Source organism: Variovorax sp. YR634 (assembly GCF_900106655.1).
Classification (GTDB): Bacteria; Pseudomonadota; Gammaproteobacteria; order Burkholderiales; family Burkholderiaceae_C; genus Variovorax.
In genome coordinates, this window is the sequence record NZ_FNOL01000043.1 from 1 (window position 1) to 10,981 (window position 10,981).

A 10,981-nucleotide genomic window follows, 5' to 3' on the forward strand; every position below is an offset into this window, starting at 1 on the left:
GTCACCTCGGTGCAGTACACGGCCGAGCAGGGTTCGGACGCCGTGTTCGTGCAGTACGCCTTCCAGGCCGCGAAGGTGAAGCAGCAGTACTGGGAGCAGACCGACAAGGGCGGCAAGGGCGCCGAGACGGTGCTGGGCTGGAACATCAAGGAAAACAAGGAAGCATGAGTTCCCTTTGCCGGGCGCGTTGCTCGCTTCTGCGGCACGCGCCGGGCTCGCATTGACCAGGGAGCCTTCCAGGAATGACCCGCAGCTTCATCGCCCACAGCGTGTTGGGCGAGCGCCTGAAGTTCCGCTCGATGACGGGACAGGAGCGCATCTCCGCACTGTTCGAGCATCGCGTGCGGCTCATCAGCGACATGCCCAACATCCAGCCCAAGCGCATGCTGGGGGAGGACATGAGCATCGAGGTGAACCTCGCCACGGAACTCGGCGGCGCCGGCAAGCGCTTCCTGAGTGGACAGGTCACGCGCTTTGCCTACGTGGGCAAGGACGACGGCGACATGTGCGTGTACGAGGCCACGCTGCGCCCCTGGCTGTGGTATGCCACGCGTCGCTCCGACTTCAAGATCTTCCAGTTCAAGACGGCACCGCAGATCCTGCAGGAGGTGCTCGCGCCCTACGGCTATGCCATCGACGCGCGCCTGAGCGGCAACTACCGCACCTGGGACTACTGTGTGCAGTACTCGGAGAGTGACTTCAACTTCGTCAGCCGGCTCATGGAGCAGGAGGGCATCTACTACTTCTTCTCGCACGCGCAGGGCAGCCATCAGCTGGTGCTGTGCGACGGCGCGGATTCGCACACCCCCCTGCCCAGCGGTCCGGTGAAGGTGCCGTACCACGCGGGCGTGCTGGCCGCGCAGATCCTCGAGCAGGACTTCATCGACAGCTGGAGCCATTCGGAAGACATCGCTTCGGGCAACTTCGCCGCTGACGACTACGACTTCAAGAAGCCCAACGCCGAGATCGACACAGTGCGCCAGCAGCCGGCCGGCCACAGCCGCGACGACTTCGAGATCTACGACTGGCCCGGCGGCTACACCGAGCTGGGTGACGGCGAGAACTATGCACGCCTGCGGCTGGAGCAGCTCGCCGGGCGCCGCGAACTGGTGAGCGCCGAAGGCAACCTGCGCCACATGGCACCGGGCTACCTGTTCGAGCTGGCGCGCCATCCGAACGCCGAGGACAACCGCCGTTACCTGATCGAGGCCGTGACCTACGACTTCCAGGAGAACGCGCTGCGCGTGGTCGGCGCGGCGGACGCGGCCTACAGCGAATCGACCAGCAGCACCAGCTATCGCCAGACCTTCGAGGTGCTCCCCGACAGCGCGCCCTATCGCCCCGCGCGCGTCACGCCCAGGCCGCGCACCACCGGACCGCAGACCGCGGTGGTGGTGGGCCCCGCGGGCGAAGAGATTCACACCGATGAGTACGGCCGCATCAAGGTGCAGTTTCATTGGGACCGCTATGGCCGGCGCGACGAGAACTCGTCGTGCTGGATCCGCGTGTCGCAGACCTGGGCTGGTAGCAACTACGGCGCCATGCATATCCCGCGTATCGGACAGGAGGTGATCGTCGACTTTCTCAACGGCGACCCTGACTATCCGATCGTCACCGGCTGTGTCTACAACGCCGCGCAGATGCCGCCTTGGGAGCTGCCGCGCCACAAGACGCAGACCGGCTTCCAGACGAACTGGAGCAAGGGCGGCGGCGGCAAGCACATGCTGCGCTTCGAAGACAGCCGCGGCACCGAGCACATCGAGCTGTCGACCGACCACGGCAACACCCACCTGCACATGGGCTACCTGATGAACCAGGGCTCGGGCGTGCAGCGCAGCTATGGCTTCGAGCTGCGCACCAATGAGTGGGGCTCCATCCGCGCGGACAAGGGCCTGCTGTTGACCACCTACACGCAGGACTACGCGCAACGCGTCTCGCGCGACAACCCCGACGGCCACGAGCACATGGGCGCCACGCTGGCGCAGAGCAATGCGCTGATGCAGGCGTCGGGCCAGGCCATCGCGGCCACCAAGGCACTGGTCGGGTCGATGGCTCAGGGCAAGAACCAGACGCTGATGGGCCTGGTGCAGGGTGTGCAAGCCGCGGGCGGCGTTTCGCAGGCCGTGGCAGCACTGGCCGCGGGCGGCACGCCGGAAGCCGGCGTCTCGGACAACCCCGACCCCGCCATGGCTGACGCGCAGCAGATGCTCGACCTCTCGCGCAAGATCGACAAGCCCGTGGTCTCCATCGTCAGCCCCGAGGGGCAGACCATGATCAGTCCCAAGCCTATCGTCGTGAGCTCGGGGCAGAGCGTGTCGATGCGCGCCACTTCGGCCATGACGCTGACCACCGGCGCGCAGCTCACGCAGCTCGTTACCGGCGGCATGCTCACGCAGGTGAGCGAGGGCGGGCAGGTCAACGTGGTGTCGGGCGGCGACATCGTCTCGCACGCCAGCGCGGGCGCCGTCAACCTGGTGTCGAAGACCGACGCCTCCATGACCTCCACCGAGAGCAACGCCAACATCACAGGCCGCAAGTCGGTCGTGATCCAGGCGGCCGACCAGGACGTGTTCGTTACCGGCAAGACCAGCATCTCGCTGATCTGCGGCAAGTCGTCCATCGTGCTGCTGGCCGACGGCACGGTGAACATCAACGGCGTGAAGGGCCTCGTCAACTTCACGGGCGAGCTCGACCAGCGCGGCAGCAAGATCTTCTTGAACTGCGATGCGCCCATCGGCAGCCAGAGCGAGGAAGCCGTGGTGGAAGACGGCGTGCCCCTGACGCCCGCGGCTGCTGCCACGTCGGCAGAGGCATCGGAGCGTGCTGTGCCCGCAGCCGCGCCGCCGGGCTACGTCACCACCGGCCTCGGCAAAGGTGTCGACGCCATCGCGGCGAGGTCGCCCACGCTGCAGAGGCAGATCAAGTTTTTGCAGGGCGAGAAATGGAATGTCAGCTATGGCGCTGCAGGCGGAGGCTCGTATGCCAACACCAATCCGGGTGTCAGGAAGATCGTGATCGACGGCGACTACGCGAGCGACCCGTACAAGACCGCCGCCTCGCTGTCGCACGAGGTCGGGCACGCGGTCTATTCATACCGCTTCAAGCCCGATATTTCCTCGAAGACCGCGTTCGTCAACAGCATGCTCAGCTCCGAGGGCGAGGCCGCACTGAACCAGATCCAGGTGCAGCGTGAAGTCTGGCGCGCGGCCAAGGTCGACATCCTCCAGGGCGCGAACCCCGCGAATGTGGAGGCTTTCAACGAGGCCTACAACGGCATGGTGAAGGGTGGTACCCGGGAGGCCGCAAGAGCCGCGGCCGGCAAGTACTACGGCACGCTCACCACATCGACCACCGGCGAGCAGTACACGCAGTACTACGGCAACTCCTACGACAAGAAATATGCCGGCAAACACTGAACCCATGAACCGGCAAGCCACGACCATGACGCTCTGGCAGGCCGTCGATGCGCTGGCGGCGCAGTTGCCGTTCTCCACGCAGAAGGTCGGCCGCACGCTGTCGACCACCTTGAGCGACACGCATGCCGCGGGCGGCGACGCGTTCCGGTTCTTCGAAGGTACGCCGGTGCGCCTTGCGGATGGCGCTGAGCTTGCGCGCATCGACCTGCGCATCAAGCGCGAAGATGCGAGCCAGGGCTTCCTGGTGCTGGAGCTGAAGGGGCGCTGCGTGCCGATGGCCGAAGTGCGCCAGCACTACGCCGCACTGGAACTCATCGACGTGCCGCGCGGCCGTTCGCTCGACGAAGCGAGCACCTTCACGGCCACGCTCGGCTGGGGCCGGCTGTCGTTCGGCTTCACCGAGCGCAACCCCGACTGCCTGGCCTTCGTGGCTTTCGACCCCGCATAGAACAAACCCGGAAGAAAGCAGCCTGATGAAGTACCACATCCAGGAAGGCCAGTTCGACGTGCCGGACGATGGGCGCATCGATCGCTCGATGAACGTGCTGGCCATGCCCGATGGCTCCGGCACCACGCTCATCGTGAGCCGCGATGCGCTGCGCGCGCAGGAGAGCCTGGCGCAGTTCGTCACGCGGCAGATGAACGACCTGACGCGCCAGGTGAGCCAGCTGAAGGAGGTGTCGCGCACCGACATCGCCGTGGGGCCCGCCATTGCGAGCCTGCGCGCCATCGAGCTCGCCACGCAGTTCAAGCAGAACGGACAGGCGCTGCACCAGCGCCAGGCCGTGTTTCTCTTGCCGCAGGACGCCACCGGCAAGGCCGTGCTCATCCTCACGGCCAGCAGCCCCGTGCCGTTCGACGCAGAGGCGCTCGCGCTGTGGCGGCGCACGCTCGAGAGCTTTCAGCCCAGGGCCTGACACCTTGAAGGCCACGACGACCCATGGCCGGTAAACCCGCCGCCCGGCTGCACGACCCCATTGCCCACACCAACGCGCACGCGCGCTTCTGGGCCAAGTTCGCGGGCGGGCTGATCGGCGGCATTGCCGTGGGCTTTGCGGTGGGCGTGGCCGCTGCCGCCGTGGTCGGCACCGGGGGGCTTGCGGGGCCGCTGGTGGCGGGCGCTGTGGTGGTGGGCGCGCGCATGGTCGGCGGGTATGTCGGCGCGAGCCTGGGCGAGTCGATTGCCGATGCGCTGGTGCCCGAGACCCTCACCGTGACCGGCATGATCACCAGCGGCTCGTCGGACGTGTTCATCGACAGCAAGGCCATAGGCGCGGCGCGCGCCTCGCCCGAGATGCCGATGGACACCGTGAGCTGCAAGAAAGACTCGCCGCAGATCCTTCTTGCCGAGGGCGCGGAGACCGTGTTCGTCAACATGGGTGTGGCCTCGCGCAAGGACGACCACACCGAGTGCGGCGCCAAGGTGAGCGAAGGCTCGCCCACCGTCTTCATCGGTGGGCCGACCGCACGCGTGCGCGAGGTGGCCGACGAGGTGCCGCTCATCTCGAAGGTGCTGGTGACCATCTTCAACGTGGTCATGATCTACCGCGGCCTGCGCTGCCTGCCCAAGCTCGCGCGCCAGGGCAAGAACGCGCTGCCTTGCCTGATCGAAGGGGCGGTGGGGCTGGGCATGGGCATCCACGGCCTGGTCAGCTCCTTCGGCAACCCGGTGCATGCGGCCACGGGCGGAAAGTTTCTGGGCGGCGAGAGCGAGCTTGACTTCAGCTTGCCCGGCCCGCTGCCCATTGCGTGGCAGCGCTTCTACAGCAGCCACGACCTTCGCCGCGACGGCGCGCTTGGGCAGGGCTGGAGCCTGCCCTATGCGATGGAGCTGCGGCTGGGCAATGACCCCGCCGGACAGCCCACCGTGACGCTCATCGATGAGCAGGGCCGGCCGATGGTGCTGCCAGATATCGAGCCCGGTACTCGGCAATACAGCCTGCGCGACGGCCTGGACCTGTGCCGCTCCGAAGGCGGCCACTACTTCATTCACGTGCCGGGCGGGCTGTTCTTCATGTTCGGGCCACCGTCCGCCGAATTGCCGCGCACGCAGACGCTGAAGCTCGCGCGGCTCGAGGACCGCAACGGCAACTTCATCGACCTGCGCCACGATGTGCTGGGCCGGCTGAGCGAGCTGACCGACAGCACCGGGCGCCTGCTTGCGCTCGACTACGCGGGCGAGAGCCGCCGGCTGGGGGCAGTGCGCCTGGCCGCCGGTGCACCCGGCGAGCTGCCGGGCCTGCTGGTGGCGTACAGGCACGACGCCGAAGGCCGCCTGCTCGACGTGACCGACCGCAACGGCGTAGTGGTGCGCCGCTTCGGCTACGACGCCCAGGGCCTCCTGAGCTTCCACGCCGACGCGGCGGGGCTGGAGTGCCGCTACGAGTGGCGCGGCCCGGCCGGCGACGCGCACGTGGCCCGCCACTGGACAAACGACGGCGAGAGCTACACCGTGCGCCGCATGACGCCCCCCGCGGACGATGCGCTGGCGCTGGGTGAAACCCTGGTCATCGACCAGCTCGGCCGCGAATTCGCCTGGCACTGGAACGCCGACCACCAGGTCACCGACTACATCGACGCGGCCGGCCGCCAATGGCATGCGCAGTACAACGAGCTGCGCCAGCTCGTTGCCATCACCGAGCCGGGCGGCGCCACCACGCGCTGCACCTACGACCCCATGGGGTTCATGAGCAGCCGCACCGATGCGCTGGGCCGCACGCAGAGCACCGGCTGGACCGAGTTCGGCGAGCGCTGGCGCGAAACCCTTGCAGACGGCAGCACCTGGACCTATGCCTACAGCGACCAGGGCAACCTGGTGCGCGAGACCGACCCGCTGGGCCACACCACCGAGTACGCCTACGACAGGCGGGGCCTGCCCATCGTCGTTACCGACGGCAAGGGCGGCACCAACCGCATGGCCTGGAACGAGTGCGCGCAACTGGTCTCCCTGACCGACTGCTCCGGCAAGACCACGCGCTACGCCTACGACGGCTGGGGCCACCTGCAGGCCGTGACCGACGCCGCGAACCAGCGCACGAGATTGACGCACGACGCCATGGGGCGACTGCTGTCGGTGTCGCAGCCTGACCAGAGCCACCAGTCGTTCCGCCGCGACGCGGCCGGCCGCATCGTGGCCGCCACCGATGCGCTGAGCCGCAGCACGCAATTCGCACTCGGCCTGCGCGGCCAACCGCTGACGCGGCAGGACGCCGAGGGGCGCCGCATCGCGTGGCACTACGACAGCGCCCAGCGCCTGCAGTCGCTCGTCAACGAGAACGGCCTGCACTTCGAGTTCGTGCGCGACGCCGCCGACCGCGTGGTGGAAGAGCGCCGCGTGGGCGGCACGCGTGTGCAGGTGGAATACGACGCCAACGGCTGGCCGGTGTGCATCACCCATGTGCCCGGCATCGGCGACGAAGACCTCGCGCTGCACGACGGCATCGGGCAACGGCCTGCCGCGAGCCGGCCCTTGCGCACCGAACTGCTGCGCGACGCCGTGGGTCGCCTCATCGGGAAGCGCACCCAGAGCCACCACTACCGCTACAGCTACGACCAGCTCGATCGGCTGACCGAGGCGGTCAAGCTGGAGGCGCCGCAACCCGGCACCGGCGGCGAAGCGCGCACGCTGCACCGCACCGTTTTCGCTTACGACAAGCTCGGCCGGCTGATCGAAGAGACCGCCATCGACGAGCTAACCGGCGAAACGCACACCCTGCACCACGCGCACGACGAACTGGGCAACCGCACGCAGACCGTGCTGCCCGCCATCGCGTCGCAGCCGGGTGTGCAGCGTGTGCTGAACTATCTGTACTACGGCTCCGGCCACCTGCACCAGATCAACCTGTCGCAGCAGCGCGGTGATGCACCCGCGGTGCACCAACTGATCAGCGACATCGAGCGCGACGACCTGCACCGCGAAGTGGCGCGCAGCCAGGGCGCGCTGCACACCCGCTTCGCGCTCGACCCGCTGGGCCGACGTGCCGCATCGTGGTGCCGGGCTGGCGGGCTGGACACAGCCTTCACTACGCAAGACCCGAGCTGGCGCCAGGCCATCGACAGCGCCGGCACGCCCGGGGCCCGCTTGCTCGACGGGTTGATGAAGGAATACAGCTACGACCCCGTGGGCGAGCTGCGGCAGAGCCGGCATTCGCTGCAGGGCACGACAGGGCACCGGTACGACGCTACCGGGCGCATCGAGGAAACCTTGCGCAGCGCGGCGGCTGCCAACAGCGAACGCTTCGCCTACGACCCTGCGGGCAACCTGCTCGATGCATCATCGACCGCGCCCGGCTATGTGCGCGACAACTTAGTGCGCGTTTTCGAGGACAAGCGCTACAGCTACGACGGCCATGGCCGGCTGGTGCGCAAGAGGGCGGGCAGGCATACCGAGCAGCGCTTCGAGTGGGACGAGGAAAGCCGACTCGTGGCCGTGCACACCACGCGCCGCCCGGGCACGCCCGAAGCCACCACGCAACTCACGCGATTCGACTACGACGCCATGGGGCGGCGCGTGGCGAAGCACGATGCGTTCGGCAGCACGCGCTTCATCTGGGAGGGGATGCGGCTGATCGAGGAGCGCAGGGGCTCGCAGGTGGTGAGCTATGTGTACGAGGCCGAAAGCCACGTACCAGTCGCGCGGCTCGACGCGAAGGCCGAGCCCGCCCAGTCATCGGACACGGCACAGGTCTTTCACTTTCACAACGACACCGCCGGCCTGCCGGAAGAACTGAGCAACAACGAAGGCCAACTGTGCTGGCGCGCGAGCTACAGGACATGGGGCGCGACCGTTACCGAGCAATGGGAGGTCACGGCCCTGAATGGCCGCGCTGTTGCATCGACCGGCACGGCGCCCCAGGCCATCGAGCAGAACCTGCGATTCCAGGGGCAGTACCTGGACCGGGACACGGGGCTGCACTACAACACCTTCCGGTTCTATGACCCGGACATCGGGCGGTTCATCAGCCCTGACCCCATCGGGCTTGCGGGTGGCGACAACCTGCACAGCTACTCTCCCAACCCCATCCGGTGGATCGACCCGCTGGGTTGGATCTGCGGCGAGACGCTTGCACGGCCGGTCGGCTTCAACAGGGGCAGCCGCAACTTCACGCTGGAGCAGGGCAATGCCACGTCGGGGTGGAAGCACATCTACGACCGGCACGTCGATCCGGCGCGGTTCCCCAACAAATCGAAGTTCAGCTCCAGCATGAGCCAGGGAGAGATTTCCTCGCTGCTGGGCAAGACGCTCAAGCACGGCAAGGAGTCGAGCTACGAGGGGAAGGCCGTGTTCGAGTCCCGGCTGAAGTACGACGGACAATACAAACGTTATCGCGCCACCGTCAACGAAGACGGAACCGTTCGAACCTTCCACCCGCTGGACTGACTATGCTGGACATCTACTACACAGACCCCTCCACCACGGACATGCCCGAAGACCCGGGCAGCCTGGAACTGGCGGGCTCCATCGAACTCGATGCGCACCGTTCGCTGGCCGTGTTGTTCGACAAGGGCAGCAAGGCCGGCGCAAGTTTCAAGTACTTCGAAGATTCCCTGCTGAAACCCGCACAGGTTGCAACGCTGCTGAAAATCTTCACTTCGAATGTGGGAGAGCTTGGCGGCAACCGCCAGGCGCTTGCGGCGTTCGACGAAATGCGCGGCATCTTCGAAGGAGCGGTCGGCAAAGGCGCGGGGCTTGTGGCGTTCAGCGACTGAGCCTGTCGGGGCGAAGCACGATGCCTTGGCAGGAATGGAACTCACATTCCGACCACAAGGTCACCTGACCCATGAAGGCCTGCAGTCCATGAAATCGATCGACCTGTTGTACGAAGACCTGCAGAACGCGCCCTCACTGCTTTCCGTGGGGGACGAGGTGCGCTTCATGCTTGGCCTGATGGCGCTCGAGCCCGATGACATCGCGCGCAACAGCGAGGTTTTCTTCAAGATACTGGACCAGCTCGAAGACTCCCACACCACGGGGTGGGGTCATACCTCCGAGGATCCCGAGGCCGTGAAAATCTTCGAGCGCTTTGCTTCATTCCTGGAAGGACTTGCGGCGCACATTCCTGCTCAGCAGGAGTGGCTCGGCAGTGCGGCGGAGAACTTCCGTCTCCGGTGAAACGGAGGCTGGTGAAGCACGTCGGATGTTGAAGCAAACCATCGCCGGGCAGCTCGACCTTCTGCGCTACCTCGAGCGAGGCGCCGTGCATCTGGCCGCGGGCATGAGCATTCCGGAGCAGACAGCCTGCGAGCAAGAGGCCGACGAGCAATGGCGCACGGGGTCGGGGGTCGTGTACACCTTCGACTTCGACGGCTGGAGTCTCAACCTCCACTTCGACCTCGAAAAGAATTTCTTGCACGACACCATCGACTTCTTCGGGCATTGCGACCTGCCCGGCTTCGCGGACATTGCCGGACCCGCGCGGGCCGCTTGCGCTATCGAGGGCGCGACAGGCTTCGACCTGGGCGACGAGCAAGTGGTTCTGCTTCCATCCAGCGTCACGCTCCATTTCCGCAAGGAGGAGGGCGACGTGCAAGTGCTGACGAAGATTGCAGGTGCTCTGCTTTCGTACGGTGCACTCGCGGACTACTACCGCTCGATGCTGCGGCGTTGAGCGTGGCCTCCGATGCGCCCATGCTCGACATCTACTTCGTCCCATTTTCATGCCGGGCCATGCCCAAGGATCCGCGCGGGTTGGTGCATGTGGGCTCCATCGACTTCGATGCGCATCGCTCCTTGGCCGTTGTGTTCGACCAATGCGGGCACGCGGGCGCAAACCTCAGCTACTTCGGTGACTCCCTGCTACTTGATGGGCGAGATCGACACCGGAAAGATCAGCACGCTCGTCTGATGGTTGCCATTGTCCGAATGGAAGAGTCGGCCGGTGACCTCGACCGTCTTGCCCTTGAGGCGCTTGAACGCAGCCATGTTCTTTTCGTCGAGCGCCATGTGCAGTAGCACCACGTTTTTCTCGGCAGGCCAATCGCGCGGCTCGTCTTCCGGCACGGAGATGGGCTCGGTGAGCCGTATCGCCGGGAACTTGAGCTTCTCTCCCTCGGGCTTCATCCCGTCAGCGGAGAGCAGCGTGCCTTGGAGCGTGACGACGGCTGGCTCATAGGGGAGGGGCTTGGCGGTCGCGAGCGAAGCACAGAGCGCGAAGGCTAACGAACACAGGATTGAAGCGAAGGGCGTGTTTTGCATGGCGAATTTCTGATGCCGGATTCGTGACAGGCCTCACGATCGTGCAAGCGTAGACTGTACGTCAGTGGCGTACGACTTGGCGCATGCTAACCGTCGTTAGAACACCAACTTTTCCAGAAGCTATGGCCGAATTATTGGACAGAGGACGAGCGCGGTGAATTCGCAGCCTACATCTCTGAGAACCCTGATGCTGGCGATCTCGTCCAGAAGTCCGGCGGTGAACCTCGATTCGATCTCTGGCGAAACTGTTGATTGCTGCCGAAAATTGACCCCCTGGGGGTGCGGACGAAAACTTGGACTACCAGGAGGTAGTTCGTGTATTCCTACGAAGATCGGATTCGAGCCGTTCAGCTCTACATCAAGCTTGGCA

The 10,981-nt window shown here is 65.9% G+C and carries 8 protein-coding genes and 1 pseudogene; 8 read left to right on the top strand and 1 reads right to left on the bottom strand.

Annotated features, from left to right (window positions below; all coding sequences use genetic code 11):
• From BLV60_RS34785 to BLV60_RS33475, 8 genes and pseudogenes are all read left to right on the top strand, one after another.
• Positions 1 to 168, top strand: a pseudogene (locus tag BLV60_RS34785) (type VI secretion system tube protein Hcp); the annotation flags it as partial.
• 74 nt (positions 169 to 242) lie between these two features.
• The gene (locus tag BLV60_RS33445) at positions 243 to 3,416 is read left to right on the top strand and encodes a type VI secretion system Vgr family protein (protein ID WP_093060045.1); all 3,174 of its coding nucleotides are present in this window, start codon (positions 243 to 245) and stop codon (positions 3,414 to 3,416) included.
• A gap of 4 nt (positions 3,417 to 3,420) precedes the next feature.
• Complete coding sequence (locus BLV60_RS33450; RefSeq protein WP_093060047.1) at positions 3,421 to 3,864, top strand: hypothetical protein; 444 nt, start codon at positions 3,421 to 3,423, stop codon at positions 3,862 to 3,864.
• Between the two features lie 25 nt (positions 3,865 to 3,889).
• Positions 3,890 to 4,333: a DcrB-related protein gene (locus BLV60_RS33455; protein ID WP_093060049.1), complete on the top strand. Its 444-nt coding sequence runs from the start codon at positions 3,890 to 3,892 to the stop codon at positions 4,331 to 4,333.
• A gap of 23 nt (positions 4,334 to 4,356) precedes the next feature.
• Positions 4,357 to 8,796: an RHS repeat-associated core domain-containing protein gene (locus BLV60_RS33460; RefSeq protein WP_093060051.1), complete on the top strand. Its 4,440-nt coding sequence runs from the start codon at positions 4,357 to 4,359 to the stop codon at positions 8,794 to 8,796.
• A 2-nt stretch (positions 8,797 to 8,798) separates the two neighbouring features.
• Positions 8,799 to 9,125 (top strand): hypothetical protein, encoded by a 327-nt coding sequence (locus tag BLV60_RS33465; protein WP_093060053.1) that lies wholly within the window; start codon positions 8,799 to 8,801, stop codon positions 9,123 to 9,125.
• 88 nt (positions 9,126 to 9,213) lie between these two features.
• Positions 9,214 to 9,528 (top strand): hypothetical protein, encoded by a 315-nt coding sequence (locus tag BLV60_RS33470; RefSeq protein ID WP_218132269.1) that lies wholly within the window; start codon positions 9,214 to 9,216, stop codon positions 9,526 to 9,528.
• A gap of 25 nt (positions 9,529 to 9,553) precedes the next feature.
• Entirely contained in the window at positions 9,554 to 10,024 is a 471-nt protein-coding gene (locus BLV60_RS33475; RefSeq protein WP_093060054.1) for a hypothetical protein, read from the top strand.
• 188 nt (positions 10,025 to 10,212) lie between these two features.
• On the opposite strand, the gene BLV60_RS33480 is transcribed toward BLV60_RS33475, so the two are convergent.
• Positions 10,213 to 10,611 (bottom strand): DUF4431 domain-containing protein, encoded by a 399-nt coding sequence (locus tag BLV60_RS33480; protein WP_093060056.1) that lies wholly within the window; start codon positions 10,609 to 10,611, stop codon positions 10,213 to 10,215.
• Between the last annotated feature and the right edge of the window lie 370 nt (positions 10,612 to 10,981).